25 protein-coding genes are annotated in these 26,612 nt (G+C 56.5%); 18 read left to right on the top strand and 7 right to left on the bottom strand.

Annotated features, from left to right (window positions below; genetic code table 11):
* Positions 1-82: 82 nt before the first annotated feature.
* Together EKD05_RS01130 and EKD05_RS01125 are read left to right on the top strand one after the other, a co-directional pair.
* Positions 83-1,162: a lysylphosphatidylglycerol synthase transmembrane domain-containing protein gene (locus tag EKD05_RS01130; protein WP_240695569.1), complete on the top strand. Its 1,080-nt coding sequence runs from the start codon at positions 83-85 to the stop codon at positions 1,160-1,162.
* A complete protein-coding gene (locus EKD05_RS01125; protein ID WP_129670455.1) occupies positions 1,159-2,436 on the top strand; it encodes an NAD(P)/FAD-dependent oxidoreductase in 1,278 nt (425 codons plus the stop codon). Before EKD05_RS01130 ends, EKD05_RS01125 begins: the two co-directional genes overlap by 4 nt.
* 74 nt (positions 2,437-2,510) lie before the next feature.
* Here the strand turns inward: EKD05_RS01125 and ettA are convergent, their stop codons facing one another.
* Complete coding sequence (gene ettA / locus EKD05_RS01120) at positions 2,511-4,211, bottom strand: energy-dependent translational throttle protein EttA (protein WP_165360525.1); 1,701 nt, start codon at positions 4,209-4,211, stop codon at positions 2,511-2,513.
* Positions 4,212-4,440: 229 nt separating this feature from the next.
* Here ettA and EKD05_RS01115 point away from each other — a divergent pair, with 229 nt between their 5' ends.
* The 4 genes from EKD05_RS01115 (at position 4,441) to EKD05_RS01100 (ending at position 8,488) form a co-directional block, all read left to right on the top strand.
* Positions 4,441-5,391 (top strand): EamA family transporter, encoded by a 951-nt coding sequence (locus EKD05_RS01115; protein WP_240695568.1) that lies wholly within the window; start codon positions 4,441-4,443, stop codon positions 5,389-5,391.
* 13 nt (positions 5,392-5,404) lie between these two features.
* On the top strand, positions 5,405-6,487 hold the full coding sequence (locus tag EKD05_RS01110; RefSeq protein ID WP_129670453.1) for a dipeptide epimerase: 1,083 nt from the start codon (positions 5,405-5,407) through the stop codon (positions 6,485-6,487).
* Positions 6,488-6,659: 172 nt separating this feature from the next.
* The gene (locus EKD05_RS01105; RefSeq protein WP_129670452.1) at positions 6,660-7,238 is read left to right on the top strand and encodes an ANTAR domain-containing response regulator; all 579 of its coding nucleotides are present in this window, start codon (positions 6,660-6,662) and stop codon (positions 7,236-7,238) included.
* A 98-nt stretch (positions 7,239-7,336) separates the two neighbouring features.
* A complete protein-coding gene (locus tag EKD05_RS01100) occupies positions 7,337-8,488 on the top strand; it encodes a sugar phosphate nucleotidyltransferase (protein ID WP_129670451.1) in 1,152 nt (383 codons plus the stop codon).
* 128 nt (positions 8,489-8,616) lie between these two features.
* Here the strand turns inward: EKD05_RS01100 and EKD05_RS01095 are convergent, their stop codons facing one another.
* Positions 8,617-9,771, bottom strand: a complete 1,155-nt coding sequence (locus EKD05_RS01095; protein WP_129670450.1) for an iron-containing alcohol dehydrogenase — start codon at positions 9,769-9,771, stop codon at positions 8,617-8,619.
* A 275-nt stretch (positions 9,772-10,046) separates the two neighbouring features.
* On the opposite strand from EKD05_RS01095, the gene EKD05_RS01090 reads away from it, so the two are divergent.
* The 4 genes from EKD05_RS01090 to EKD05_RS01075 all read left to right on the top strand — a co-directional run bounded on the left by EKD05_RS01090 (position 10,047) and on the right by EKD05_RS01075 (position 13,756).
* Positions 10,047-10,364, top strand: a complete 318-nt coding sequence (locus tag EKD05_RS01090) for an FmdB family zinc ribbon protein (RefSeq protein ID WP_129670449.1) — start codon at positions 10,047-10,049, stop codon at positions 10,362-10,364.
* 215 nt (positions 10,365-10,579) lie between these two features.
* Positions 10,580-11,359: a serine O-acetyltransferase gene (gene cysE, locus EKD05_RS01085; protein WP_129670448.1), complete on the top strand. Its 780-nt coding sequence runs from the start codon at positions 10,580-10,582 to the stop codon at positions 11,357-11,359.
* A 1-nt stretch (position 11,360) separates the two neighbouring features.
* Positions 11,361-12,776 carry a cysteine--tRNA ligase gene (cysS, locus tag EKD05_RS01080; protein ID WP_129670447.1) on the top strand — a complete coding sequence of 472 codons (1,416 nt, stop codon included), beginning with the start codon at positions 11,361-11,363 and terminating at the stop codon, positions 12,774-12,776.
* A 5-nt stretch (positions 12,777-12,781) separates the two neighbouring features.
* Positions 12,782-13,756: a 50S ribosomal protein L11 methyltransferase gene (locus EKD05_RS01075; protein WP_129670446.1), complete on the top strand. Its 975-nt coding sequence runs from the start codon at positions 12,782-12,784 to the stop codon at positions 13,754-13,756.
* A 19-nt stretch (positions 13,757-13,775) separates the two neighbouring features.
* On the opposite strand, the gene ruvA is transcribed toward EKD05_RS01075, so the two are convergent.
* Complete coding sequence (gene ruvA, locus EKD05_RS01070) at positions 13,776-14,369, bottom strand: Holliday junction branch migration protein RuvA (RefSeq protein WP_129670445.1); 594 nt, start codon at positions 14,367-14,369, stop codon at positions 13,776-13,778.
* Between the two features lie 182 nt (positions 14,370-14,551).
* On the opposite strand from ruvA, the gene EKD05_RS01065 reads away from it, so the two are divergent.
* From EKD05_RS01065 to EKD05_RS01035, 7 genes are all read left to right on the top strand, one after another.
* Positions 14,552-16,492, top strand: a complete 1,941-nt coding sequence (locus EKD05_RS01065; protein WP_129670444.1) for an ATP-dependent helicase — start codon at positions 14,552-14,554, stop codon at positions 16,490-16,492.
* A gap of 96 nt (positions 16,493-16,588) precedes the next feature.
* Entirely contained in the window at positions 16,589-17,749 is a 1,161-nt protein-coding gene (locus EKD05_RS01060; protein WP_129670443.1) for a pyridoxal phosphate-dependent aminotransferase, read from the top strand.
* 50 nt (positions 17,750-17,799) lie between these two features.
* On the top strand, positions 17,800-18,144 hold the full coding sequence (locus EKD05_RS01055) for a hypothetical protein (RefSeq protein ID WP_129670442.1): 345 nt from the start codon (positions 17,800-17,802) through the stop codon (positions 18,142-18,144).
* A 660-nt stretch (positions 18,145-18,804) separates the two neighbouring features.
* Positions 18,805-20,421 (top strand): SH3 domain-containing protein, encoded by a 1,617-nt coding sequence (locus EKD05_RS01050; RefSeq protein ID WP_129670441.1) that lies wholly within the window; start codon positions 18,805-18,807, stop codon positions 20,419-20,421.
* 192 nt (positions 20,422-20,613) lie between these two features.
* On the top strand, positions 20,614-21,681 hold the full coding sequence (locus EKD05_RS01045; RefSeq protein WP_129670440.1) for a glucose-1-phosphate thymidylyltransferase: 1,068 nt from the start codon (positions 20,614-20,616) through the stop codon (positions 21,679-21,681).
* A 22-nt stretch (positions 21,682-21,703) separates the two neighbouring features.
* A complete protein-coding gene (msrP, locus tag EKD05_RS01040; protein WP_129670439.1) occupies positions 21,704-22,633 on the top strand; it encodes a protein-methionine-sulfoxide reductase catalytic subunit MsrP in 930 nt (309 codons plus the stop codon).
* A gap of 40 nt (positions 22,634-22,673) precedes the next feature.
* The gene (locus EKD05_RS01035; protein ID WP_129670438.1) at positions 22,674-23,237 is read left to right on the top strand and encodes a sulfite oxidase heme-binding subunit YedZ; all 564 of its coding nucleotides are present in this window, start codon (positions 22,674-22,676) and stop codon (positions 23,235-23,237) included.
* A 6-nt stretch (positions 23,238-23,243) separates the two neighbouring features.
* Here EKD05_RS01035 and EKD05_RS01030 read toward each other — a convergent pair whose 3' ends face one another.
* The gene (locus EKD05_RS01030) at positions 23,244-23,525 is read right to left on the bottom strand and encodes a hypothetical protein (RefSeq protein WP_129670437.1); all 282 of its coding nucleotides are present in this window, start codon (positions 23,523-23,525) and stop codon (positions 23,244-23,246) included.
* Between the two features lie 62 nt (positions 23,526-23,587).
* On the opposite strand from EKD05_RS01030, the gene EKD05_RS01025 reads away from it, so the two are divergent.
* Positions 23,588-24,316: a response regulator transcription factor gene (locus EKD05_RS01025; RefSeq protein ID WP_129670436.1), complete on the top strand. Its 729-nt coding sequence runs from the start codon at positions 23,588-23,590 to the stop codon at positions 24,314-24,316.
* A 5-nt stretch (positions 24,317-24,321) separates the two neighbouring features.
* Here the strand turns inward: EKD05_RS01025 and EKD05_RS01020 are convergent, their stop codons facing one another.
* From EKD05_RS01020 to EKD05_RS01010, 3 genes are all read right to left on the bottom strand, one after another.
* On the bottom strand, positions 24,322-24,729 hold the full coding sequence (locus EKD05_RS01020) for a hypothetical protein (RefSeq protein ID WP_240695567.1): 408 nt from the start codon (positions 24,727-24,729) through the stop codon (positions 24,322-24,324).
* Between the two features lie 199 nt (positions 24,730-24,928).
* Positions 24,929-25,504 carry an ANTAR domain-containing response regulator gene (locus EKD05_RS01015; RefSeq protein ID WP_097653236.1) on the bottom strand — a complete coding sequence of 192 codons (576 nt, stop codon included), beginning with the start codon at positions 25,502-25,504 and terminating at the stop codon, positions 24,929-24,931.
* Positions 25,505-25,664: 160 nt separating this feature from the next.
* The gene (locus EKD05_RS01010; RefSeq protein ID WP_129670435.1) at positions 25,665-26,504 is read right to left on the bottom strand and encodes an MBL fold metallo-hydrolase; all 840 of its coding nucleotides are present in this window, start codon (positions 26,502-26,504) and stop codon (positions 25,665-25,667) included.
* Positions 26,505-26,612: the final 108 nt, after the last annotated feature.

Genomic DNA, 26,612 nt, shown 5'->3' with positions numbered 1-26,612 from the left:
AAAGGCACACCACGTAGTAGCGAACGATGCTGACACTCTTTGCAGACAGCCTCTTAGATTGACAGGGATCACGCACCGGGATATGATGAAGCGCTATAGCGGCTTACGTCACGGTAGGGAGGATCTGGTGCGTAGTTGGAAGTTGTGGGTTGGCCTGGGAGTAAGCGTTGTCTTTCTCGCGATTGCGTTGCGTGGGCTTGACCTGCGGCTGTTCTTGCAGACTCTTCGCACCGCGAATTACTGGTGGTTACTACCTGCCGTCATGGTCTATTTTGTGGGTGTCTGGTTGCGTACCTTGCGCTGGCAGGTGATGCTTGCTCACCTAGTGCCCATACCGGCCCGACGGCTCTTTCCTGTGGTTGTTATTGGCTATATGGGCAATAATGTCTATCCCGCACGGGCAGGTGAAGTCTTGCGCAGCTATGTGCTGCGGCGGACAGAAGGCGTTGCGATGAGTGCCTCGTTGGCAACCGTTGTCCTCGAGCGCATCTTTGATGGTCTGGTGATGTTGCTCTTCATCGGCATGACGCTGCCCTTTGCGCCCTTGCCCGCAGGTTTGCAAACCGTTGCCCTGGGTTTTAGTCTCTTCTTTGGCGTTGCGATGATCATCTTTATGGTGCTCGCGGCTCGCCCAGCCCGTTTGAGTCAAGGCTATGACCTCGTTGTTGACCATCTGGTGCCGTCTGGCATCCGCCCGAAGCTGCACGGTCTCTTTGATCGCTTTGTCATTGGCCTGCAATCCCTCCGCAGTCCGCGTGACCTTGTGACTATGTTCGGGCTTTCGCTCTTCATCTGGCTGATCGAGACATCTACGTACTGGCTAGTGCTCCAGGCCTTTCCCTTCACCGTCTCGTTTGCCGTCTTGATGCTGATGACCGCCGTCGTGAATCTCTTTACGACCATCCCCTCTACGCCAGGCTACATTGGCACCTTTCACGCCCCTGGCATTGCCGTCTTGATGCAGGCAGGCGTTACTCAGGCTCTTGCCACCGGGTATACGGTCGTATTGCATATTGCCCTCTGGTTGCCGATTACCCTGCTTGGGGCTGTCTATATGCTGCGCAAGAGCATCGGGTGGAGGGATATGGAGCAGGCCGCGCGCTTGAAAGCTGAACAGGAGCAGAGCGACCGCGAGGATGTTGCGCCAGGAGTTGCGCCATGAAGATTGCGATTATTGGGGCCGGGGTCGCGGGGATGACGGCCGCCTATGATCTAGCGCAGGCTGGTCATCAGGTCATCATCTTTGAAGCTGCACCACTTGTCGGGGGGCTTGCCTCGGGGTTTCGCGATCCGCGCTGGCAATGGCCGCTTGAACGGTTCTATCACCATATTTTTGAGACGGATCACGCCATTATTCAACTTGCTGAAACGATTGGTTTTGCCGATCGGCTCTTTTTTCGTGGGCAGGTGACGGCGCAGTGGTGGCAAGGGCGTGGCTATGACCTCAATGGGCCACGACAGGTGTTGCAATTTCCTGCCTTGCCCTTCCTTGATCGGGTGCGCTTTGGCGCGGTGGCCTTCTATCTGAAGTATGTCACGCGCAACTGGCAACGCCTCGAGCGTACAACGGCCGCCCGCTGGACGTCACGCTGGGCCGGGCGCAATGTCTACGAGCAACTCTGGTTGCCGCTCCTCGAAGGCAAATTTGGCCCCCACGCGCAGACGGTGAATATGGCCTGGCTCTGGGCACGCTTGCGCTCGCGGAGCTTCAAGCTCGGCTATTTCACCGGCGGGTTTCAGGCCTTTTGCGATGCGCTGCTTGCGCGCCTGCAGAGTCTTGGGGTGGAGGTTCGTCTGCGGGCACCTGTTACCGCGCTCCACCAGCTTGGCACCGGCTGGGAAGTGCTCTGTGCGGGGTTGCCTGCCGAGACGTGTGATCGCCTGCTTGTGACGGGATCACCGGCACTTCTGACGCACCTTGCCCCGCAGTTGCCTGAAACCTACCTGGCTCAACTCAATACGCTCGACTCGATGGGCGCGGTTGTGCTGACCCTCGCCCTCAAACGCCCGTTGACCAACGGCCTCTACTGGGTGAATATGCCCAAAGATCAGTTCCCCTACCTGGCGCTGGTTGAACATACCAATTTCATCGCACCCGAGCATTACGGGGGCGACCATCTGCTCTATCTGGGTGACTATCTTGAACCCGACCACGAATATTTCCAACTGAGCCGTGAGGCGCTGCTTGAGCGGTTTTTGCCCTCGCTCAAGCTGGTCAACCGGGCTTTCGAGCCAAGCTGGGTGCGCGATAGTTGGCTCCATCGTGAGCGTTATGCGCAGCCAATTGTGCCGGTCAACCACAGCGCCAACATCCCGCCGCTGCGCACCCCGCTCCCTGGTCTCTTCTGGGCTAGTATGAGCCAGGTCTATCCCTGGGATCGCGGGACAAATTTTGCCGTAGAACTGGGCCAGCGGGTCGCGGCTGCTATGCGCTAAGCACAGCATTGCAAGAGCAAGCATGCATAAAAGAAGATCAGTTCAACTGATCTTCTTTTATGCATGCTCTTTCTCTAACGGACGAGCTTTTTATAGATGACACGGTGGGGTTGATCAGCCACCGAGCCTTTGCGCCGGTGGTAGTCGGCTTCGTATTCAGAATAGCTTCCGGGGAACCAGAACGCCTGGCTGTCATTCTCGAAGGCGAGAATATGCGTCGCAATACGGTCGAGGAACCAGCGATCGTGCGAGATAATCACGGCACACCCGGCAAAGTTCTCGAGGCCCTCTTCGAGCGCACGCAACGTATGCACATCGAGATCATTGGTTGGCTCGTCGAGCAGCAAGACATTCGCCCCCGACTTGAGCACCTTCGCAAGATGGACACGGTTGCGTTCGCCACCCGAGAGCGTGCCAACCCGTTTTTGCTGGTCACTTCCGGTGAAGTTGAAACGCGCACAGTAGGCCCGTGAATTGATCTGGCGATTGCCAAGCACAATAAGATCGTTACCTTCCGAAATCTCTTCCCAGACTGTCTTGTCAGGGTTGAGGGCATCGCGGCTCTGATCGACATAACCCAGGGTGACGGTGGAGCCAATCGTCAGGGTGCCACTATCAGGTTGTTCGTTGCCGACAACCATACGAAAAAGGGTTGTCTTGCCGGCACCATTGGGCCCAATAATGCCCACGATGCCGCCAGGCGGCAGATCAAAACTGAGATTGTCGTAGAGCAACCGGTCGCCGTACCCCTTGGCCAACCCCTCGGCCTTGATCACCACATCGCCGAGGCGTGGCCCGGCGGGCACAAAAATCTCCAACTCGCGATCCTGCTGCTCTTGGTTCTCACTAAGCAGCCGCTCATAGGCACTGATGCGCGCCTTGCTTTTGGCGTGACGACCCTTGGGGGCCATATTGATCCAGTCAAGTTCGCGTTGCAGTGACTTCTGGCGCTGGCTAGCCTGCTTTTCATTGGCGGCCACCTGCTGCTGTTTTTGTTCCAGCCAGCTTGAATAGTTGCCCCGCCAGGGAATACCTTGGCCTCGCTCAAGCTCAAGAATCCAGCCGGCCACATTGTTGAGAAAGTGACGGTCGTGTGTCACCGCAATCACCGTTCCCTTGTACTCTTGCAGGTGACGTTCAAGCCATGCAACCGACTCGGCATCGAGGTGATTGGTCGGCTCGTCGAGTAGCAGAATATCAGGTGTCTGCAAAAGCAAACGACAGAGCGCGACCCGTCGCTGTTCCCCACCCGAGAGCACTCGGATCGGCGTATCGGCTGGCGGGCAGCGGAGGGCGTCCATCGCCAATTCCAGCTTGCTTTCGAGATTCCAGCCATCAACATGATCGATCTTTTCTTGCAACTCGCCCTGCTCGGCAATCAGCGCATCAAAGTCAGCTTCGGGATCGGCAAACTGTTCGGCGATTTCGTCGTAGCGCCGCATCAAGGCGACGGTCTCGGCCATACCCTGCTCGACAATGTCACGCACCGTCAGCGTATCATCAAGCTGCGGCTCTTGCTCGAGCAAGCCAATCGTATAGCCAGGGGCCAGCACCGTCTCGCCATTGAAATCTTTGTCGACCCCGGCGAGAATGCGCAGCAGCGAGCTTTTGCCTGAACCGTTGGCCCCAATAACTCCGATCTTGGCCCCGTAAAAATACGAGAGACTAATATTCTTCAGCACCTCCTTATTGGGTGGATGCAACTTGCTCACCCGGATCATCGAATAGATAATTTTAGTATCAGACACAACCGCTCCTTCAACTTCCAAAACCATCACGGCCCAAAGAATCGGGCAACCTGCACCGGAAAACCAACCACGACATGTCAAAGCTTATGCTTATAAGCGTGCATATCCTGTGCAGGGATAATGTAGCTTGTAACTCGGTGAGCCAACATTATACCATGTGGTGAGCGCGGCTTTAAACTTTGTTGTACCTGTGCGTTATAATACCGCCACTGCAATGGCGCACTGCAACCCTCTGTTTTATAGAAATCTGGGAATCATGAGCTCTTCTGTTACGCCTGTCCCGACAACGACCCGCGACGATAGCAGCAATGACTGGATCTGGATGGGCATGGCACTGCTGGCCCACACTGGCTGGGGCGCGTATCCCGTGCTTGCCCGCTACCTTCAGACCGTCACGCTTCTGCCAAGTATGTCGCTGCTCGCGTTTGGCAACTTGATCGCTCTGGCCGTTTTTGCTCCCTTTGTGTTGCGTCGTCTGGATGGTCGCTTTTTGCTGCAACCTGCCATCTGGGCGTTTGCCTTTTTTGTGGTCTTGCGCGCGATTACCAATGTTCTGGCGGCACGCTATACGCTCGCGGTCTATGTGCAACTGATCACCCTCATGACGCCGCTGCTCGTCGCGCTGCTCAGTTTTTTGCTCTTTCGCGATCGCCTGCCCCCCTACACCTGGACGGCGATAGGCTTTTCGCTGCTCGGCTCGCTTCTGTTGATGAGTGGCGATTTGGCCGGGCAAGGTTTCACGCTCGTGCTCACGGCCAGTGATTGGCTCGGCATTGGCCTGGCCCTCGTCTCGGCGATCAGCCTGGCATTTTATATGATCTTGATCCCGCGCACCGTCAAGTCGGCTATTCCCGGTGAAGCGGTGATGCTGGTACAATTGACCGTACTGACCCTGACGACTGGTATGATCAGCCTTATGATCGGCGAAGATTGGAGCCGGTATGCGGTGATCGGGGCCACCGATTGGGCGATCTTCTTTGGGTTTGTCGTCTTTGTCATGCTCGGTTCCAACCTTGGGCAGATCGCGGCCCTGCGCCACCTTGGGGCGCCGCTTGTCAGTAGCACGATGGCCTGGCGGCTCATTGCAACGCTTGTGCTCGCCGCCTTGCTGCTTGGTGAGCGCCTCACCTCGTTCTGGCAAGCTCTCGGGGCCCTGATTGTGCTGGCAACCATTACGATCTATCTGCGTCTACAACGCAGTTTTTAGAACAACGATGAGCATGCGCGCAACAACAATCCACAACCTGACCGTCCAGCCACTCGATATCCCCTTGCTAACGCCCTTTGGGATTGCCGGTGGGTCGCAGGAGATCGCCCGCAATCTGTTGGTACGAATCGAGCTCGCTGATGGCACGCTTGGGTATGGTGAAGCCGCACCTTTCCCGGCGTTTAATGGCGAAACGCAAGCGAGTGCCCAGGCTGCCATCGAAAGCGTCCGTTCGATCATCGAGGGGGCGGATGTCCGTGAGTGGCGCCCCCTAGCGCGTGCGCTGGGTGAGCCGTTGATCAAGCACGGCAGTGCGCGTTGTGCGCTCGAAACAGCCATCCTGGATGCGCTGACCCGGCATGTCGGCATGCCGCTCTATGTCTTTTTTGGCGGCGCAGGCAGTGTGCTCGAGACCGATATGACGATTACGACTGGTAGTCCCGAAGATGCATCAACCGCAGCGCTGGCGATCCTCGATCGCGGTATTCGGATGATCAAAGTCAAGATTGGCGGTGGTGATCTCGATCTTGACTTGCGCCGCCTCATTGCTGTTCACGCTGTTGCGCCCGACGCGCCGCTGATGCTCGATGGCAACGGCGGGATGCGCGCCGACGAGATGTTGGCGCTGCTTGGTGCGCTGCATGCCCAGCAGATCCACCCGGTTTTGATCGAGCAACCCGTCCCTGGTGATGATTGGGAAGGGATGAATCAGTTGGCGCGCTGGTGTGGTGCCCCAGTTGCCGCTGATGAAACCGCTTCGAGTGCGGCGAATGTCTTGCGCCTGGCCCACGAACAGGCCGCGCAGGTCGTCAATATCAAGTTGATGAAATGCGGTGTCGTCGAGGCGCTTGATATTGCGACGATCTGTCGTGTGACCGGCCTCCGCCTGATGATTGGCGGCATGGTCGAGTCTCTCCTGGCGATGACAATGTCGGCCCATTTCGCCGCAGGTGTCGGTGGGTTTGAGTTTGTTGATCTTGATACGCCAATGTTTATGGCTGAAAATCCGTTTGTTGGTGGCTTCCAGCAACGGGGTGGACGCCTTGAAATCGGGCACATCACGGCGGGACACGGCGTTACGCCACGTAGTGGGTAGCAATAGATCCAAGTGCTACCCCTGTGTGATTGTGCAATGGTACCGTAGGAAACGCTGGTAACAACGTGGTATCCTGTTGCTACCATAACAATACTTATTGCAATGTAGCTCATCTGTGTGCCCAATGTGGCACTCACATGGGCTTTTTTCTTTGCTTACCACGAGAAAACCTATGACCACGCGCATCTTGATTGCTGATGATGAACCACTCATTCGCATGAATCTCCGTGAGATCCTGCAAGAACAGGGCTATCTTGTCGTCGGTGACGTTAGTGATGGGCAGAGTGCGTTCAATCTGACGCGCCAGCTTCGCCCTGATCTTGTGATCCTTGATGTCAAAATGCCGCTTGTGGATGGGCTGACCGCCGCCCGTATGATCCACGATGAACGGTTCGCCCCGGTCTTGCTCCTTACCGCTTACAGTTCACGTGAACTGGTGATGCAGGCCCGCGAGGCCGGCGTGCTTGGTTATTTGACCAAGCCTGTTCGTGAAACCGATCTGATGCCCCTGATCGAGGTCACGACGGCCCGGTGGAAGGAACAGATGAACCGCTACCGTGAATTGCACCAGTTACGTGACCGCATCGAGACGCGCAAGCTGATCGAGCGCGCCAAGGGTTATCTGATGGATCGCCAGGGCCTCAGTGAAGGCGAGGCGTTTCGCAAGATCCAGCAGCTCGCGATGAATAGCCGCAAAACCATGCGTGAAGTCGCCCAGGCTATTTTGCTCACTCAGCAGTTGACGGCGTAATCATCAGAAAAGAGCCGTTCTTGCGGGCCATAGGCCCCCAAGAACGGCTCTTTTCTGGTATGCTTGAGCCATGACACATCCGGTTGATGGAGGGTTGCATGGCTCATCATGATACGACGACATACGCTTGTACGACGCGGCACGCGGTCATTCTGGCGGCTGGCGAGTCGAAACGTACACGACCCCTCACCTTGTTGCGCCCCAAGCCCTTGATTCCCCTGCTTGGACGCCCGCTGCTCACGCATATTCTTGATGAACTGGTAGGCCTCGTTGACCGTGTCACCCTGGTCGTGGGCTATCGGGCCGACCAGATCGAAGCGACCTTTGGCGCAGACTATCAGGGCATGGCCCTGCGCTATGTGCGGCAACAGATTGTCAACGGCACGGCCGGTGCCTTGCTTGCGGCACAACCGGTTGATGAGCCCTTTTTTTTGCTGTATGGCGATAACCTCGTTGCCCAGGCCGATCTGCTCGGGGTGTGCCAGAGCCGTTATGGGGTGGCCGGGTTACGGGTGGCTGATGCCCGCTCATTCGGCGTCCTCCAGATTGTTGACGGCAAGGTTCAGGGGATGCTCGAAAAGCCTGCCGATCCACCACTTGATGCGCTTGCCAACCCCGGGATCTACCAGTTTGATCAGGTGGTCTTCCCTCTGGTCGAGACTATTACACCGTCACCACGCGGCGAATTGGAACTGACCGATCTGATTGCCCTACTCGCCGCCAGGCATTCTGTGCGCCCTCATATTTGTACGGGCTTCTGGGTTCCTGTTGGCAACCCCTGGGAAGCCCTAAGCGCGGCCCAGTTTCTGGTTATGCGCCAGGCCAACCTCCGGGCCAGCATTGATCCGTCAGCAACCCTGCACCCTGAAGTAGAGCTTGAGGGTGCGGTTCATATTGGCAACGCCGTAATCGAAGCCGGGGCACGTCTGATTGGCCCGGTTGCCATTGGCGATGGCTGCATCATCAAAGCAGGCGCAACGGTTCAAGCCTCGGCGCTTGCCGCTGGCGTTGTGGTCGGTGAAGGTGCTACCATCCAGGCAAGTTGGCTCGACGAAAACGTTGTGATTGGTGACCAAGCCACCCTGACAGCCACGATCTTTGAAGAGGTTCAACCAACCGTCGAAACCCGTGGCTTGCTCAGCGCGACCCAACTCAAAACCCGAGGCGCTATTCTTGCCTCGGGTGTAAGTGTCCCCCCTGGAGCCCAGATCGCTCCGGGCACGATCCTTGCGGAAGCGCGGTCAGCTTAAGCCGGTTGCGGATCAGCTTCATTCAATTGCGGTGCAGTGCGTCAGCGCTGTCTCCAACCACCCTCCGTGCAGATCCGTTTCATCCCGTTGCGGTGCAGCGCGTCAGCGCTGCACCGCAACGGGATCACCTACCACATCTCACGCAGCAGATCGAGCAACTCCTCTTCGGTCGCGACACGTGGATTATTGAAAATCGCAGGCTCAACGACCGAGAAGGCTGCCAGCTCGGGCAAGGCCGACTCGGGCACATCAACATCACGCAGGCGGGTTGGCAAACCACAGTCAACCGCGAGCGTCCGCACGGCGTTGATGCCATCGGCGATGACCTCTTCATCACTGCGGCCGCCGGCATTCACCCCCATTGCATGGGCGATCCGCACATATCTTTCAGGTGCGACCACGCTATTGAATTGCATGCCATATGGCATAACGAGCGCATTGAGTGTTCCATGATGCACCGGGAACATTGCCCCGACCGCGTGCGAGATCGCGTGGATCACTCCGAAGAAGCTGTTGGAACAGGCAATGCCTGCCATACATGCCGCAATCAGCATGTGGCCCCGTGCTTCGAGATTGGTGCCATCATTGACGGCATCGCGAAGGTGGGTCGCAATCAAGTCAATGGCTGCCAGGGCTAGACTATCACTGAACGGATTATTATCGGTCGAAACAAAGGTCTCAATCGCATGCGAAAGCGCATCCATCCCGGTTGCCGCAGTCAGCCGCGGCGGCATGGTCAAGGTTAATTCGGGATCAAGGAGCGCAAGATCGGGATAGATATAGCGGCTGCTATAAATAATCTTGCGGTGTTCGTCTTCATTGAGAATAACGGCAATTGACGTTACTTCACTGCCGGTACCGGCGGTGGTTGGGATAGCAATGAGCGGCATCAAACGCTCGGTCAACACATTGTAGCCCTCGTAATCGAGGATATCCCCGCCCATCGTTGCCACAATGCGGATGCCCTTGGCTGTATCAATCGGGCTGCCCCCACCAATCGCAATCAACACATCCGCCTCTGCGTCACGCACGGCTTGGGCACCCTGCATCACCACCCGCACCGACGAATTCGGCGGCACATCATCAAGCACGCCGACCACTTCGGCACTGCCTTCGAGACCGGCAAGCACAGTGCTCAGCAGGCCAGCTGCAACGACGCCTTTGTCGGCCACCACAAAAACCCGTTTTGCCCCCATATCTTCAACAACCTGGCCGAGCTCGTGTGCTAGACCGGCCTTGTAGAGAACGCGCCCACCCAGGCCAAATTCGAAAAACTCCTGCATGCTGACCATCCTTTGGTTGTAGCGGCTTTGCTTCCCCTTCTATTATACGCGGCCTGTGAAGAGGGAAAATTCTCGTGCTTCGCTGGTGCAAAAGCCAGCATAGCTGGCTTTTGCACCAGCGAAGCGCGCTTTCTAACAAAGTTCTAATTGCACAGGAAGGCGACTTCAGGTACAATACCAAGTAGCAAATTTACCACGGTGTGGTGTTAAGGAGGGCTTTAGCCCTCCTTGATCGTGGAGTTTCGACTAAACTATCAGATGGAGGTACTTCACTTATGCCTACTTACGTCTATGCCTGTGATGCTTGTGGCAAACAGTTTGAGCAGTTTCAGAGCTTCAAAGATGAGCCCCTGACTGCCTGTCGCTGTGGCAGCAGTGGTACGGTACGGCGGGTGATCCAGCCTGCCGGGATCGTCTTTAAGGGCTCAGGCTGGTATATCAACGACAGCCGCGGGACAGGTAGCAGCACGGTTGGTGCCGAGGCTGCCAAAAAGACTGATGAGAAGGCTGATGCGGTTGCGACAACCGAGAAGACCGAGAAGAGCGATAGTGGCGCAGAGACCACGACTTCGTCTGATACCACGACCCAGTAGGTGGCAGTACCGCGTTAGGCGCTCTGTTCACCAGGGTCTACCACCATCTTCATTATTGCGCGGTAGCATGCTATCGCGCCTTTTTTCTATGGATGCGCTCAGCCTGACTTTCCTTTCCGGGTGCTGGTGTAGCCAGGGGCACTGTAGGTCACAGTGCCCCTGATGCGCTGTTCCGTCGCTCGTCTTCGTCGGAAGTTTGCCCAACGGGAGGGAAAATGGCTACGTATTCTTTGCTGCGCGTCCTGCGTGATGATATCCGTGCGATCTTTCGTAATGATCCGGCTGCCCGTAATCTCGCCGAGGTGCTGCTCTATCCTGGGCTGCACGCGATTGTCTTGCACCGCTTGGCCCACGCCCTCTGGCGGCGCAAAACCCCCTTTTTACCACGCTTGATTTCGCAGTATGCCCGCTTTCTTACGGGGATCGAGATCCATCCCGGTGCGCGTATCGGGTGCGGTTTCTTTATCGATCACGGGATGGGGGTCGTGATTGGCGAAACCACCGAGATTGGCAATGATGTGATGCTTTATCAGGGCGTTACTCTTGGTGGTACGGGTAAACAGCAGGGCAAACGTCACCCGACCCTTGCTGATAAGGTTGTTGTTGGCGTTGGCGCAAGTGTGCTCGGGGCGATTACAGTCGGTGAAGGTGCTCGTGTCGGTGGGGGCGCGGTGGTCGTTAAGGATGTCCCCGCTCATGCCACCGCGATTGGTGTGCCCGCCCGCATCGTGGCGACCCGTGACCCCGCCACCGGCGAAACCCGCCGCGTCGAGAGCCTGCCCGACCCTGAAGGCGAGATGCTCCGCGGCTTACGTGCTAAGATCATGGAACTCGAAATGCGCCTCGCTGATCTCGAAGATGTGACCCACGTCCATCATCTCGAGCACCATCTGACCTACGATGCGCTGCCCGAGAGCCTCTGGTGTATCCTGGAAGAAGAAGAACATCACAATGGCGTTGCCGATGGCGAATATAGCCAGGGTGGGGGAATCTAAAATGACGATGATGCTCTATAACTCGCTCACCCGCAAGATCGAGCCCCTGGAAACGATTGAGCCAGGTGTCGTGCGGATGTATGTCTGTGGGGTGACTCCGTATGACGAAGCTCATATCGGTCATGCGATGTCGGCTATTGTCTTTGACGTGATCCGGCGCTATCTTGAGTATCGTGGCTACACAGTGCGCCATATCGTCAATTTTACTGATGTGGACGATAAGATCATTGCGCGTGCCGAGACCATGGGCGTTGATCCTTTGCACCTTTCAGCGCAACTTGCCGAAGAGTTTCTCGCCCAGTTGCAGGACCTCAATGTGTTGCCCGCAACGGCTTATCCGCGGGTCAGTCAAACTATCCCCGAGATCCGTGCGTTTGTCGAGGGCTTGATCGCCAAGGGCTATGCCTATCCTGCCGAGGGGGATGTCTATTTTCGGGTTCACAAGGACGAAGATTACGGCAAACTCTCGGGACGCTCACTGGCTGATATGTTCACCGGAACGCGCTTTGAGGTTGATCCGCGCAAAGAGTCGCCCGCTGATTTTGCGCTTTGGAAAGCAGCTCGCCCCGGTGAACCGGCATGGCAGAGTCCGTGGGGCGAAGGCCGCCCAGGTTGGCATATCGAATGCTCGGCGATGTGCATGAAACACCTTGGTGAACAGATGGATATTCACGGCGGTGGCAGCGATCTCGTCTTTCCTCATCACGAGAATGAGATTGCGCAGAGCGAGAGTCTGACTGATAAGCAGTTTGCCCGCTTCTGGGTGCATAATGGGATGTTGCAACTCGTCAATCCAGTGACGCGCCAGGTCGAGAAGATGTCGAAATCGCTCGGCAATGTGGTGACCATTGCGAGTTTCCTCGCGCAGTATGATGCCGATGTGCTCCGTTTGATTGTGCTCAGTAGTTCCTATCGTAGTCCGTTGACGTATAATACCGCTGTTGCTAACGATAACGCCCGTAAGCTCGAACGCCTGTTGTCGGCTTTGCAACCACCGGTAGGCTCCGTGGAGACCGGTGAGGTTGTGGCGGATCTCGCCAGTGCCGTGGTTACAACGCAGGCGTTCTTTACCAGGGTGATGGATCAGGACTTCAATACTGCCGGGGCAGTCGCCGCCCTCTTTGATCTGGTACGGGCGATCAATAGCGCCCGTGATGCGGGCGTGGGTGGCGCACCATTTGCTGCTGCCCAGGCTGCGTTGCGTGAACTTGGTGGGGTACTGGGCCTGCGCCTCGATCCGTCGCGACGCGAACGCAACCAGGATATCGCTCCGTTTATCCAGTTGCTGATCGAGTTGCGCGCCGAGTTGCGCACCTCGAAGCAGTATGCGCTGGCTGATCACGTGCGCATGCGGCTCGCCGAGCTTGGCATTACACTCGAAGATGGCCCCCAGGGGACACGGTGGAAGATAGGGTAGCTTGTATGACCGCATGGCTTGAGTGTTCGGTTGAGGTGGATCAAGAGGCGGTCGAGTCAGTCGCGGAAGTGCTGGCTCGCTATGGCTATAATGGCGGGGTGGTGGTTGAGCCAGCCTGGACACCAGGCGACGAGGGGCCGGAATTTCGCTACGATCCGAGCCGCCCGTCGGTCTTGCGTACCTATTTGCCCCTCGATGCACAGTCTGAAGAGGCGCGTCAACGCATCGAGCAGGCCCTTTGGTACCTGGGTCAGATGCGCTCGGTTGGCCCGCTCCAGGTGCGTACGCTCGCTGAAGAGGACTGGGCTAATGCGTGGAAAGAGCACTACACGGTCATGCATATTGGTGCGCGTACCGTGATTGTGCCCTCGTGGTTGGAACATGAAGCCCGCCCCGAGGAGGTTGTTCTGCGCCTCGACCCTGGCATGGCGTTTGGCACGGGGCTCCATCCGACAACGCGCCTTTGTCTGAGCCTCCTCGAGCAGTATGTGCAACCGGGTATGCGTACGCTCGATCTGGGTACCGGTTCAGGGATTCTGGCGATTGCCGCAGCCAAACTCGGTGCTCGGCCAGTGCTTGCGCTTGATAATGATCCTGTTGCCGTCCAGGTTGCCGCTGAAAATGTTGCCCACAACGAGGTTGCTACGGTTGTTGCCGTCGCCGAGGGGAGCCTTGGGGCGGGACGGCAGATGGGCCACTGGCTGAGTGGTGATTTTGGTGAGCAGGCCGAGCGGCAACCAACCGCCTCTGATGAAACTCCGCAGACCTTTGCATTGATCGTGGCCAACTTGATCGCCCGGGTGCTGATCACGCTTGCTGATGATCTCGCGGCGAACCTGGAACCTGGCGGTATATTGATCAGTAGTGGCATCATCAACACCCGCGAAGCAGAAGTCACGTCCGCGCTCGCCGCAGCGGGCCTGCATCTGCGCGAACGCCACAGCGAGGGCGAATGGGTTGCCCTCGTGCATCAGGGTTGAGCAACCGTGCGCCATTTCGTCAGGCACTGCCAAAATAACGCAGAGCCAGGCGTAGCCGCTCTTCAAGCTCAGGGGGCGCCTCAGCCGGGATGGAGGCCAGGGCTGCTACCGCCTCGGCCTGCGTATAGCCGAGACTGGTGAGGAGTTCGGCTAGTTCCGTATTGAGCGCGGCGACTGCTGGCGGCAGAGCAGGGGTTGCCGGCAACCCTTTGAGATCTATTTTGCCCTTGAGTTCGAGCGAGATGCGCTCGGCTGTCTTCTTGCCAATGCCAGGCACGCGCGCCAGCGTGGTGGTGTCGCCTTGCACAATCGCAACGCGCAGCACATCAAGATCGCCAGTTGACAAAAGATTCAAGGCTACTTTTGGCCCAACCCCGGCCACCGTCAGGAACAACTCGAAAAGTTGACGCTGTTCGACCGTCATAAACCCATACAGCGTCATACTATCTTCACGCACCAGCAGCAAGGTATAGAGAAAGAGCATATCGCCAGGCGAGCCCATGTTACTCAGCACCGTACGTGGCACATAGACGAGATAGCCAACCCCTCCCGTCTCAAGTACCAGGTGATCAGCCCCAAGTTGAATGAGTGTTCCCCGCAATGATGCGATCATAAGCTTCCTGCCAGCGGTCTTTCTTCACGTCCTGCGGTGGGCGCAGGACAAGTATACCACCCTCGTGTACACAGGCGAGGTGTGGTAAGATGCAACCTTATCAGTTGTTCGTCAAACTGACACCTGATGAGAGAAACAAAGGCTGCTGAACAGCGATCCGGCGGCAAACATAACATATTTCTATGGATGCTCTGAGGAATGTAAATGAGGCGCAGCGTGCGGCGATTACGGCCCCGCTTGGCCCAGTGCTGGTGCGGGCAGGGGCGGGGAGCGGTAAAACCCGCGTGCTAACCTTGCGGATTGCGTATCTGATCGAACAGCACCGTGTGAAGCCCGACGCGATCCTGGCGCTGACCTTTACGAATAAAGCGGCGAAAGAGATGCGCGAGCGCTTGCGACAGCAGCTCGGGCGAGGGGTACGCGGTCTGATGACCGGAACCTTTCACGCCGTCTGTGCGCGGTTGCTGCGCGAGGAGATCGGTGGGCGCATTGGGAGTTATACCGGGGCTTTTTCGATTTATGCCGCCGATGAACAACTTCAACTTGCGGCGGAAGCCCTCGCCAACACAACGGAACGCCCTCCAGTTTTGATCGAAGCCGATGAGGTACTGCGGCGCATCTCGCGGGCCAAGAGCCGGATGCTTTCGCCGCGCTTGATGGCACGCTTGAGCCCTGATCCGGTTGATCGCTTTGTCGCTGGATGTTATCGTCGTTATCAACGTGCTCTGGAACAGGCCAATGCCCTTGATTTTGACGATCTTATTCTGCTGACCCATCGGCTATGGCACGAACACCACGACGTCCTTGAAGCATGCCAGGCGCGTTGGTGCCATGTGCTGGTTGATGAATATCAGGATACTGATCCGAGTCAGCATGCGCTCGTCGAGTTGCTCACGCGGCCTGGGGTTGCCAATGCGCAGACGCGCTCGCTCTTTGTGGTGGGCGATGGGATGCAGAGCATTTATGGTTTCCGCAATGCTGACCATAGCATTATCACGCGCTTTGCCCACGACTTCCCTGAAGCGCAGGTGATCGAACTTCAAACCAATTATCGTTCGCGTCAGCCGATCCTTGATGCCGCCTATGCCGTCATTCGCCATAGCCGCAGCGTTGCCCCGATGAACCTCCAGGCGGCCCGCAAGGTGCTGCCTGGTGATCGTTGCCTCTTGATCAACGAGGCCAAGCATGGCCGTGAAGAGGCCGAACAGATTGCACGGACAATCAGCGAATTGCAGCAGCAGGGCCGTCCACTCCGTGAGATGGCGATTCTCTATCGGACGCGCCATATGAGTCGTCCGCTTGAAACAGCCTTGCGCCATGCCCGACTGTCCTACGCGGTACGTGGCAGCGTGGGCTTCTATGATCGGGCCGTTATTCGTGATGCAATAGCTTTCTTGCGGGTCATCAATAATCCGGCTGATAGCCTCAGTTTCAATCGGATCGCCAATGTCCCCCCGCGAGGGCTTGGCGCGCAGGCGCTGGCCCGTTTAACTGACGTTGCCAGGCAGACAGGGTTAAACCTGGTTGCAAGCCTGAGTCATCCTGAAGCGCAGAAGAGCCTGTCACCCAAAGCCACCGAGGGGGCGCGCCGGCTCGCGAGTCTCTTTGCCCGTTGGCAACGCATGGCCGAGGGCACAACCCCACCGGATCATCTCCTGGCCGATGTGCTCGAGCAGAGCGGCTATATGACAGCCCTGGAACAACGGTTCACTCCCGAAGAACTACCCGAGGCGCGTGCGCACCTGCAAGAACTGATGCTGGCAGCCGAAGAGCATACTGATCTGCGTTCGCTGCTGCAAGAGATCGCCTTGCTTACCTCAGCCGACACCGGTGACGAAGCGCGCGATCAGGTGCAGTTGCTCACGATTCATGCGGCGAAAGGCCTCGAATGGCCCTTTGTCTTCGTTACCGGCCTCGAAGAGAAGACCCTCCCCCACGAGCGGAGTATGGGGAGTAGCGAAGGGATCGAAGAAGAGCGGCGGCTCTGTTATGTCGCCCTGACGCGTGCTGGCGAGCGCCTCTATCTTTCGTGGACACCGGGGCGGAATCGCGGGCAACAACTGAAGCCCTCGCGGTTCCTGGATGAAATTATCGCGTATGGGCGTGAACGTGGGCATCGCTAGGGCGAGGCCCTGGTATTAGTGTGGATCGATCAGCGTGGTAAGATAAGCTTGCACCAAGAAGCAGTTGATGGTGCAGCCAAGTGTCAGGAGTTTTCCATGTCCTCCGAGCGTATCTCGCGTCGTGTCCGCGGCATTGCTCCCTCTGGCATTCGACGCTTTTTTGATATTGCAGCCACCATGCCCGATGTGATCTCATTGGGGGTCGGTGAACCAGATTTTATGACACCCGAGGTGATTCGTCAGGCAGGACAACGGTCAATTGATCAGACAACCGCCTACACGTCAAACTCGGGGCTGTACGAACTCCGTGAAGCCGTTGTGGAGCATCTGAAGCAGCGCTACAACGTCATGTATGACGCTGAACACGACGTCCTCATGACCGTTGGCGTGAGCGAAGCAATGGCGGCGACGGCGCTTGCTCTCTTTGATCCTGGCGATGAAGTCTTGATGCCCGAGCCGTGTTTTGTGGCCTATATGGCCAGTGTGCAACTGGCTGATGCGCGTCCAGTTTATGTGCCCACCCGGGTCGAAGAATGCTTCCAGGTAACCGGGGCGGCGCTCGAAGCAGCGATCACCCCGCGGACCAAGGCCATTATGATTGGCTATCCCAACAACCCGACCGGGGCGGTGCTTTCACCAGAACGAATGCGTGAAATTGCCGAGGTTGCCAGACGCCATGATCTACTTGTCCTTTCGGACGAGATCTATGACCGACTTGTCTATGGTGTTGAGCACACCTGCTTTGCTTCCTTGCCAGGGATGCGCGACCGCACCGTCTTGTTCGGTGGTTTCTCGAAGGCCTATGCAATGACGGGGTGGCGCCTTGGTTGGATGGCCGCCCCTGAAGAAATCACGGCTGCGGTACGCAAAGTGCATCAGTATGCCATCATGTCGGCCCCGACGATGAGCCAGTATGCAGGGATCGAAGCGCTGCGCCATGGGGAAGCAAGTGTGCAGGCAATGGTTGCTGAATATGATCGGCGTCGTCGCATGATTGTGGATGGGTTGAATGCGATTGGCCTCAAGACCTTTGAACCACAGGGGGCCTTTTATGCCTTCCCCTTTATCGGACACCTTGGGATGACGAGTGAACAATTTTGTGATCGACTGCTCACCGAAGAGCATGTCGCGGTCATCCCTGGCGATGCTTTTGGCCCCAGTGGGGCGGGGTATGTTCGTGCATGTTATGCAACGTCGATGGAAAAGATTGAAGTTGCGCTTGAAAGGATCGAGCGTTTTGTGCGGCGCATTGCCTAGCGTCGGCAGAACAACTTGCATCTCATCCAATGCGCAGGAGGAACAAGACAATGTCTGTACCGGTTACCACCTCATCATCTGGCCCTTCGCCCACCGTCATCAAGGGTGAACTCCATTGTGCCTTAACTGGTAAACCAATCAGCCCTGATCACGCGTACTGGGCACCACCCCTTATCACCACACGCCAGTTGATCACAACCTTTGTTCAGACCCTCTTCACGAATCCTGGGGCGCTTGGTGAGGTTTTGCTGGGCGAGTTGCCAAATGTTCCCTATGACCCCGCTGTCCGTCAGGAACTAGGAAACCGCCGTACCGCTGAGCAACTCAAATTGCTCGTCTTTTTGCTTATGATCGCTGCAGTGCTGATCGTCCCAATGATGTTGATTGTCTGGTAATACGCGAGGGTTGAGGCTAAAGGCCCCAGCGCATGGCGTTTCGGGCTTCAAGGCTAAACCCGGCGTTTCGTTGATATAATAGTACTATGGTCACAGTTCGTAGACCTCAAACTGTCAACGAGCAACTGACAATGATTATCAGCTTACGCAGCGTCATATCAGCCATCGTTCAGACTAGCGACATGTGACTGAGAACGGCTCATTGCAGCTACCTGTAGACCCGGGCAAATGATGCGTAGTCGAAAAAGTCTTGACACTAATCCTGTTTTGTACAAAAGGCTACGTAGACTATTTGGCATTCTAATGCACAAAAACGACTGGATCACAGGTACTATTGACAGAATGCGTGACATATCTTAAACTTAGATTTACCATTTTGGCGCACAGTGATTGTGTAGCCTCCCCAGATAACTTACGCTTGCACGTGCGATGAAAGCGGATGTGGGGCAGCAAACTCAAAGCCGGTCACCTTCCCAGCACGGTAACAACCCACTTAAGACCTGATACGGCTCTGATAGTTGTAGGGTGTGCAGACCTGTGTTATATTCAGGCCCCCTCGTTCCTGATAGCCAGTGAAGGCGCAAAGGCACCCCGATTGTATTGCGGGCATAAGACCTGCGCATATGCGCCGTATGGATTACAAGTGAGGTATATTGCTCCATGATCGAGCTTAATCGCAATCAGCCTTCTTCAGACCTGCGCAGTAGCACTGAACATCTGCAACAACAGGCGTCGAGACGCCACGATCGCTACCGTCAGCAGAGTCACCCTTTCGCAGGCCTTCGTTCCAGCGGCATCGTTGCATTTCTTCATCCCCGTACCTGGGTTTCCTATCTTCCGACACGCTTTATTCTCCACGCGATCATTGCGTTGATGATCCCTCTGGCATTGCTGCTGAGTCAGTTGCCAACCACTGTTCCTGTTGCCCCTGCTCCCGAAGCGAGTGCGCTCTTCCTGCCAGGTGAAGCTGCTTTTGGTTCGGTCGCGTTGCAGATCGAAGATGGTGTACCGCTGGTCGGTGATCCTCCTCTTGATGAGCACGATGCGCTGCCGGTACCTATTTCGCTCTCCTCCCGCACCGAGTTGCTTGCGCCGTTGATTGTACCGGCAACGATTGCGGGCGACACCGTGCGCCTACGGAATGGCCCTGGCCTTGCGTATGATGATGTTGATCGTGTTCAGGTTGGTACCGAAATTGAGGTTGTCGCACGCTTTGAAGAGTGGCTCCAGATTCGTCGTGTCGGCGAAGAGACACTCTATTGGGCCTCGGCTGAACTGGTGAATATTCCTGAGGCCGTCGTCTACACGCTCAATCAGGTTCCTGCTGACGTTATCCCACCGCCCCCGCCGCCCAAAATTGGCGTGGTGCGCGAAGAAAGTCTGAACCTGCGAGATGGCCCTGGGGTGAACTATGTGAGTATGGCTAAGATGACGGCTGGTCAGGAGTTGACCCTTATTCAACGGTATGAGGAATGGTTCCTGGTTGAGTATGGTTCACAGTATGGCTGGGTCACGTCAGAGTTTTTGAATATTGTTGATGGGGTCATCGAGCGCATTCCAATTGCTTCCTCTATTCCTGATCCCAATCCTCCCCTGGTCGGCATGGTATTGGAAAACCGAGTCAACCTGCGCCGTGGTCCGGGTTCTGCTTATGATCGGGTTGGTTCGATCAATGCCGATAATAACGTGAAGTTGCTTGCCCGCCATAAAGATTGGTACCGGGTTGAACTCGAAAATGGAACCCGGGCCTGGATTTTCTCGGATCTGCTGCGCGTTTCGCCAATGGCATCCCGTCGGGTTCCCGTTACCAATGATATCCCTGCGCTGCCTGTGCGTACTGCGGTGGCGCAGACGCGCAGCAGTGGCGGCGGCGGTGCTCCGGTCAGTGTGCCTGCGAGTGGCGATGTCGCAAGCTATGCGGTACAGTTTATTGGTTCACGGTATGTCTGGGGTGGCAGCAGCCCCCGGGGCTTCGATTGTAGTGGCCTGACCAGCTATGTCTATCGCCAGTTTGGGGTTAATCTGCCTCATAGTGCTGCCGGTCAGTACAGCACACGCTATGGTGCGATGATTGGCAGTATGGGCAGCCTTGCCCCCGGTGACTTGATGTTCTTTGCCAATACCGGTGGGCGTCGTGGCATCAGCCACGTGGCGCTCTATCTCGGCGGTGGCCGGATGGTTCACGCGATGACGCCAAGCTATGGCGTGCAGGCTTCAAGTATCTGGAGTAGCTACTGGCAGAATACGTTTGTCGGTGCTATTCGTCCCTATCGTTAGATGATGGCGCGGGCTACCGACCTGAACATCCTGATGGGTGCAAAAGAGGCCAGCATTGCTGGCCTCTTTTGCACCCATCAACAGGTTACCGGGCAAGCACCATGCGGTTGCAACGCTTCGTGTACATGTAACACGCGGATACTGGTACAATAGAAGCATGGGTTATGGCCGTGGTTATGGAAAGGTTGTTGCATGAAAGGGCTCGTGCTGAGTGGAGGCAAGGGAACGCGCCTTCGCCCGATTACCTATACGAGTGCCAAACAGCTCGTTCCTGTTGGCAATAAACCGGTTCTCTTTCGTGTGCTTGAAGCGATCAGGGATGCCGGGATCAGGGATATTGGGATCGTGATTGGTGATACTGGCGAGGAGATCCGCACCGCAGTTGGCAATGGACGCCGCTGGGGGGTTCAGATTACCTATATCGAGCAGGATGCGCCTCTCGGTCTGGCCCACGCGGTCAAGATTAGTCAGGATTTTATTGGCGATGACCGCTTTGTGATGTTCCTTGGTGATAACTGTATCCAGGGTGGCATCAGTCCCTTGATCCAACAATTTGGACATAGCGATTTCAATGCCCAGGTGGTGCTCAAACAGGTCGCTGATCCTCGGTCGTTTGGCGTTGCTGAGCTGGACGAAAATGGACGGATCGATCGCCTGATCGAAAAACCCCGTGATCCACAGAGCGATCTGGCCCTGGTTGGGGTCTATATGTTTGACCACCACATTTTTGAGGCCGTGCATAGCATTACGCCCTCGCTGCGTGGCGAACTCGAGATTACTGATGCCATTCAGTGGCTCATTACGTCGGGCTATCAGGTCTTTCCCTATATCCACGATGGCTGGTGGATCGATACCGGGAAGAAAGACGATATGCTTGAAGCCAATCGCCTCGTGCTCGAGGAGATGCAGCCAGTTGTCCATGGGTATGTTGACCGCGATTCGAATCTGATTGGCAAGGTGATTGTCGAGGCTGGGGCCGAGATTATTAATTCGACCATTCGTGGCCCGGCCATTATTGGTGAACAGACCCGAATTTTGAATGCCTATGTCGGGCCTTTTACGTCTATTTATCATCACTGTCTAATCGAAGATAGTGAGGTCGAACATAGCATCGTGCTAGAACATAGTACGATCCGTGGTATGCCAGCACGCATTGAGGATAGCCTAATCGGGCGCAATGTGACGGTGACACGTAGTCCACTCAAGCCGAAGGCGTATCGGTTGCTGATCGGCGATAATAGTACCGTGGGAGTGCTCTAAGCTACCTGGAGATGGAGGGAGTGTGCAGAAAATTCCGTCCTCGGCGATCACGCCCGAGGGTTTGTATCTGTCGCGTCGGGCGTTTCTCGGGGCTGCCGGCGCGTTGAGTGCGGCAGCCTTGTTGACAGCGTGCGGTGGCGGCACGTATGTTTCACCGGAAGTTCTTGAGCAAGAGGCTGCTGGGCTAACGGATGAACTGGGCGCTCCTGTGAATAGTTTTCAAGCCATTACGACCTACAATAATTATTACGAGTTTACGACGGATAAACAGGGCGTTGCCCGGTTAGCCGCTAACTTTCAGACGTCACCGTGGGAACTGGAAGTTAGTGGCCTAGTCAACAAGCCGCGTGTCTTTGCGCTGGAGGATCTGCTTGCGTTTGAGCAAGAAGAACGTATTTATCGGCTGCGTTGTGTGGAAGCCTGGTCAATGGTAATTCCGTGGCTCGGGTTGCCCTTGCATCGTTTGCTCGCGCTTGTTGAACCGCGCCCCGAGGCGAAGTATGTGCGCTTCGAGACCGTCTATCGCCCGGAAGAGATGCCAGGGCAGAAGGATCGTTTTTATCCGTGGCCGTATGTCGAAGGGCTGCGCCTTGATGAAGCGATGCACGATTTGACCCTGCTTGCCACCGGGTTGTATGGTCAGACCCTGACGGCCCAGAGTGGTGCCCCAGTGCGGCTTGTGGTACCCTGGAAATATGGCTTCAAGAGCATCAAGGCGATTGTCAAGATCGAACTGGTTGACACGATGCCAACCTCGCTCTGGATGGCGCTGGCCCCCAATGAGTACGGTTTTTACGCCAATGTCAATCCCGAAGTGGCTCACCCGCGCTGGTCACAGGCTAGTGAACGACGCATTGGTGAGCAGGGACGCCGCCCAACCTTGATGTTCAACGGCTACGAAGATCAGGTTGCAGCATTGTATCAGAATCTTGATTTGCGAGTGAATTATTAAGCGAAAACATATATTTATTAAGCGCCAGATCCTTGATCTTATGGTGACGATCGGGGCGCTCTTGCCGCTGGGGCTCATCTTTTTTGATGCGATGACAGGGCGCTTGAGTGTCAACCCGATCCAGGATCTCATCCTGCGCACAGGCAAGCCGGCGCTCGTGCTGCTCATCGCCTCGCTAGCGTGTACGCCGCTCAATCTGCTCTTTGGGTGGAAATGGATCATGGCAGCACGCAAGCCACTCGGTCTTTACAGCTTTGGCTATATCGTGCTGCATCTCTTCTTATTTGTGGTGGTGGATTACAGCCTGGATCTTGGCTTGATCAGCCAGGCGGTACGTGAAAAACGGTATGTTCTGGCAGGGATGGCGGCGTTCTTGCTGCTTGTTCCGCTTGCCTTGACGTCCAACGGGGCAGCGATGCGGAAACTCGGGCGCTGGTGGCGGCGTTTACACCGCCTCGTCTACCTGGCGGCCATCCTCGCCGTCTTGCACTATCTGTGGCTAGCAAAAGTGATCCGTGAGCCTGTGATCTTCGGGGTGATCTTGCTCGTCTTGCTTGCCCTCCGGCTGCCCATCATTCGGCGCGCCTTGCTACGGCGCACGTAAGTAAACTCAGCGCCGACGGGGGCGCTCGGCACGCAACAAGCGGAGGCCGAGCCAGACACCGAGGGCAAAACCACCGCCGATGCTCAACAGGGCAAACATTGACGCTGGCCCATAGACTATTGCTGCTGCTCGGAGGGCACCGGCGAGCAACAGGGCAATAATCCAGCCCATAAAGAAGAGGCGCTGACGAGACTCTGGCCCGAACCAGTCTGGTCGTCCCTGCGCAACCAGATACCCAATACCGCCCGCGATTGTGAGGAGAAGAAGGTTAGTGATCAGAACTTGCATTGCTCTATGATAGCATAGCTTGTAGCTGGTGTGAACGTCGGCTAGAAGGACAGGATTGCTGTATGTCAGAGCTCAAAGACAAACTGGTGCTGGTTGTTGATGATGAGCCGCGGATGGTCAGTTTTATGCGGATGAATCTTGAACTCGAGGGGATGCGTGTAGCAACCGCCTCGAATGGGCGCGAGGCCATTGATCAGGTTCGTGAGACGATGCCAGATATTATCCTGCTCGATATCATGATGCCGGTACTCGATGGCTTCGAAGCCTTGCGCCGTCTTCGTCAATTCACGCAGGTACCGGTCATTGTGCTGACGGCCAAGGACGAAGAAGAAGATCGCATCCGCGGGTTAGAGCTGGGGGCTGATGATTATGTGGGCAAACCTTTTAGCCATCGTGAGCTCGTGAGCCGGATTCGGGCCGTGCTGCGCCGTCACTATGCTACGCCGCCGGTGCCACAGACGCTCGTGCAGGTTGATGAACGCCTGAGCATTGACTTTGCCCGTCGTGAGGTGCTTGTCGAAGGTGAACGGGTCAATTTACGGCCCACTGAATATCGCCTGCTCTACCATCTGGTGCAACACGCTGGGTATGTGCAGACGCACGAAATGTTGTTATCGAAGGTTTGGGGGCCAGAATACCGCGACGAAAACCACTATCTGCGCCTCTACATTACCTATTTGCGGCAGAAACTGGAAAAAGATCCGGCCAATCCGCGCTACATCCTCACCGAGCGCGGCGTAGGGTATCGTTTTGTTGCTTTTGATGGGGCACCTGAAAAAGCGACGGGGTAAGGGTTTTAGGCTTCGACGAGGCTGAGGATGAGGCGCCGGATCTGGCGGAGGCGCCGGTCACTCCCTTCGGGGCGAAGGCGGAGTTCGTCGCGGAGTTGGCTAATCTGCAGGCGGAACGAGTCGATCGGGCCTTTGTCCTGCTCGGCGCTAACGGCATAAGCCCGATCCAGTGAACGATAGACCAGCATCAGGGTGCGGTCGGCTTCATCCAGATCATTCGCCTGCAATGCGGCAAGCACATCATCAATCTGCGCGACGGCGCGCAGGAGATAGATCACACTCCAGAGGCGTCGTTGTTCAGCCTGGAGATCAAGAATATCGAGGCGCAGGGCACTCTCGTCAAGCATTGTCGGGGGAGGTGTTGCTGAAGGCACAAGCGTTGGCAACGGTGTGGGTACCGATGTAGGCTGCACCTCGGTTGCAGGTTGTGCAACAGGGGGGGAAGTCACTGGCGTTGGTGAGAAGAGCCAAGCCTGGAACGCAAGGCTGACAAAAACGGCTGCGATTGCCGTTACAACAAACGGCAATGCAGCCCTGATCCACGACCGCAGAGCAGATTCTGGCGGTGCTAATGACTCCGCAGAGGGCTGAGGCTCTTCGGACACAGAAGACCTAGATCTCGTTGGCCAGAATAATGGCCTGGGCAATCTCTTTCATCGACTTGCGTGTATTCATCGAGAGTTGCTGGATCTTGCGAAACGCTTCAGCCTCTTTGAGGCCCTGGGAATCCATCAGAATCCCCTTGGCGCGTTCAACCAGTTTCCGCGTATCAAGGGTCTCCTTCAGATCGGAAATTTCGCGATCCATCTCAAGAAACTCTTGATAGCGAGCCATGGCGATCTCGATCGCCGGCAGCAACTCAGCCTCGCGGAAGGGCTTGACCACATAATTGACCACGCCGGCCTCTTTGGCGCGCTCAACGAGATCGCGATCAGAGTAGGCGGTCAAGAGCAAAACAGGAGCGATCTTCTCTTCGGTCAAAATCTTGGCAGCCTGGATCCCATCCAGCTTGGGCATCTTAATATCCATGAGCACTAGGTCAGGCTGCAACTCACGTGCCAGATGGACGACACTGCCACCATCACCAGCCTCTCCGACGACAAGATAGCCAAGACCCACGAGAGTCTCTTTCAGGTTCATGCGAATGATTGACTCATCATCGGCAATGACCAGACGTGTCTGGGCCATATGGCACCTTCTTTATTGCTAGAACAAGGATACAAAAGCAATCATCAAGACAAGGGCTAGTATAGCATGGTGCAGGGGCGTGGGTCAACTTTGTTTCTGGTGGGTTTGGACGGCTCTGCCGTCCAAACCCACCAGAAACGTGGGGGCTTGGCCGGAGGCCTCAGACCGAAGCCACAGGCTCAATGCGGGCATAACTGGTAGGGCAATGGGTGGGGATGAGGGTGACATCGGGATTAGCGCGGGCAAAAGTATGCAGGTGGGCCAGAGTTTGGTCGACCAGGTGCGCATTGTCGGCAATGAGATAGCCAAAGGGGCCGGGGCCGCGTTGTTCTTCAATCGAACGGGTCAGCCATGCGCCGTCAGCAATCAGAAAGACGGGGCCAGTGTCGGTTTGCAGCAAGAGGCCCATCTGCCCGCGGGCATGGCCTGGCAAGCGTACCAGGCGCAGCGAATGGTCGCCAAAGAGGTCGTGGGTAGTCCCGAAGGGGGGCAGCGGGGCATCGTTGAAGTGGTACACCGGCTGCACGCGTTGCCCAAAATCAGTGGGCAAGAGGGAAGGGGCAAAGGCCCGGCGCAGCGCCGCGAAGCCATCCAGCCCGATCACACTATCAAGTGCATCAACGTCGGCAACAATGGTCGCCCGTGGGAAATCACGCAGGCCACTGATATGGTCAAAGTGAAAGTGAGACACCAGCACATAGCCAATCTCGGCGGGATCAATGCCTCGTCGTTGCAACTGGGTCACAAGGGCCAGGTGCGGTTCAATCACCAGCGGCATGAGGAGCGGGTAGAGCAGAAAAGGCCAGGGACGCAACGCCTCAAAGAGACGCGGCGCATAGCCGGTATCCCAGAGGATCCAACCATACCGGGGGTGCTCGATCAGGGCCACAAGTGCGTGAAACGCGATGGGTTCGGGAGGGGCACCGCGTAAGGCCTGATGGAGTGAGGCACGGCACGAGCCGGTATCGAACAGATAGAAACGAACGACGGGTTGGTTCATGGCTGGAACTCCTGGATCAACGTTGCGGCATACGCTTGCCAACGGGTTGTCTATCGTGCTATGCTATAGTGCCGCTCGATAGATGTCAATGCTAGTCAGTTTATGAAC

The sequence above is a fragment of the Candidatus Chloroploca sp. Khr17 genome, from assembly GCF_004138165.1.
In the GTDB taxonomy this organism is placed as follows: domain Bacteria; phylum Chloroflexota; class Chloroflexia; order Chloroflexales; family Chloroflexaceae; genus Chloroploca.
This window is presented reverse-complemented; position numbering and strand designations above follow the sequence as displayed.

What these genes read in the sequence shown, in the direction of transcription:
- EKD05_RS01130 (WP_240695569.1), top strand. Translation starts at nt 83, where the DNA reads ATGATGAAGCGCTATAGCGGCTTACGTCACGGTAGGGAGGATCTGGTG.
- EKD05_RS01125 (WP_129670455.1), top strand. Translation starts at nt 1,159, where the DNA reads ATGAAGATTGCGATTATTGGGGCCGGGGTCGCGGGGATGACGGCCGCC.
- ettA (WP_165360525.1), bottom strand. Translation starts at nt 4,211, where the DNA reads ATGGTTTTGGAAGTTGAAGGAGCGGTTGTGTCTGATACTAAAATTATC.
- EKD05_RS01115 (WP_240695568.1), top strand. Translation starts at nt 4,441, where the DNA reads ATGAGCTCTTCTGTTACGCCTGTCCCGACAACGACCCGCGACGATAGC.
- EKD05_RS01110 (WP_129670453.1), top strand. Translation starts at nt 5,405, where the DNA reads ATGCGCGCAACAACAATCCACAACCTGACCGTCCAGCCACTCGATATC.
- EKD05_RS01105 (WP_129670452.1), top strand. Translation starts at nt 6,660, where the DNA reads ATGACCACGCGCATCTTGATTGCTGATGATGAACCACTCATTCGCATG.
- EKD05_RS01100 (WP_129670451.1), top strand. Translation starts at nt 7,337, where the DNA reads ATGGCTCATCATGATACGACGACATACGCTTGTACGACGCGGCACGCG.
- EKD05_RS01095 (WP_129670450.1), bottom strand. Translation starts at nt 9,771, where the DNA reads ATGCAGGAGTTTTTCGAATTTGGCCTGGGTGGGCGCGTTCTCTACAAG.
- EKD05_RS01090 (WP_129670449.1), top strand. Translation starts at nt 10,047, where the DNA reads ATGCCTACTTACGTCTATGCCTGTGATGCTTGTGGCAAACAGTTTGAG.
- cysE (WP_129670448.1), top strand. Translation starts at nt 10,580, where the DNA reads ATGGCTACGTATTCTTTGCTGCGCGTCCTGCGTGATGATATCCGTGCG.
- cysS (WP_129670447.1), top strand. Translation starts at nt 11,361, where the DNA reads ATGACGATGATGCTCTATAACTCGCTCACCCGCAAGATCGAGCCCCTG.
- EKD05_RS01075 (WP_129670446.1), top strand. Translation starts at nt 12,782, where the DNA reads ATGACCGCATGGCTTGAGTGTTCGGTTGAGGTGGATCAAGAGGCGGTC.
- ruvA (WP_129670445.1), bottom strand. Translation starts at nt 14,369, where the DNA reads ATGATCGCATCATTGCGGGGAACACTCATTCAACTTGGGGCTGATCAC.
- EKD05_RS01065 (WP_129670444.1), top strand. Translation starts at nt 14,552, where the DNA reads ATGGATGCTCTGAGGAATGTAAATGAGGCGCAGCGTGCGGCGATTACG.
- EKD05_RS01060 (WP_129670443.1), top strand. Translation starts at nt 16,589, where the DNA reads ATGTCCTCCGAGCGTATCTCGCGTCGTGTCCGCGGCATTGCTCCCTCT.
- EKD05_RS01055 (WP_129670442.1), top strand. Translation starts at nt 17,800, where the DNA reads ATGTCTGTACCGGTTACCACCTCATCATCTGGCCCTTCGCCCACCGTC.
- EKD05_RS01050 (WP_129670441.1), top strand. Translation starts at nt 18,805, where the DNA reads ATGATCGAGCTTAATCGCAATCAGCCTTCTTCAGACCTGCGCAGTAGC.
- EKD05_RS01045 (WP_129670440.1), top strand. Translation starts at nt 20,614, where the DNA reads ATGAAAGGGCTCGTGCTGAGTGGAGGCAAGGGAACGCGCCTTCGCCCG.
- EKD05_RS01035 (WP_129670438.1), top strand. Translation starts at nt 22,674, where the DNA reads ATGGTGACGATCGGGGCGCTCTTGCCGCTGGGGCTCATCTTTTTTGAT.
- EKD05_RS01030 (WP_129670437.1), bottom strand. Translation starts at nt 23,525, where the DNA reads ATGCAAGTTCTGATCACTAACCTTCTTCTCCTCACAATCGCGGGCGGT.
- EKD05_RS01025 (WP_129670436.1), top strand. Translation starts at nt 23,588, where the DNA reads ATGTCAGAGCTCAAAGACAAACTGGTGCTGGTTGTTGATGATGAGCCG.
- EKD05_RS01015 (WP_097653236.1), bottom strand. Translation starts at nt 25,504, where the DNA reads ATGGCCCAGACACGTCTGGTCATTGCCGATGATGAGTCAATCATTCGC.
- EKD05_RS01010 (WP_129670435.1), bottom strand. Translation starts at nt 26,504, where the DNA reads ATGAACCAACCCGTCGTTCGTTTCTATCTGTTCGATACCGGCTCGTGC.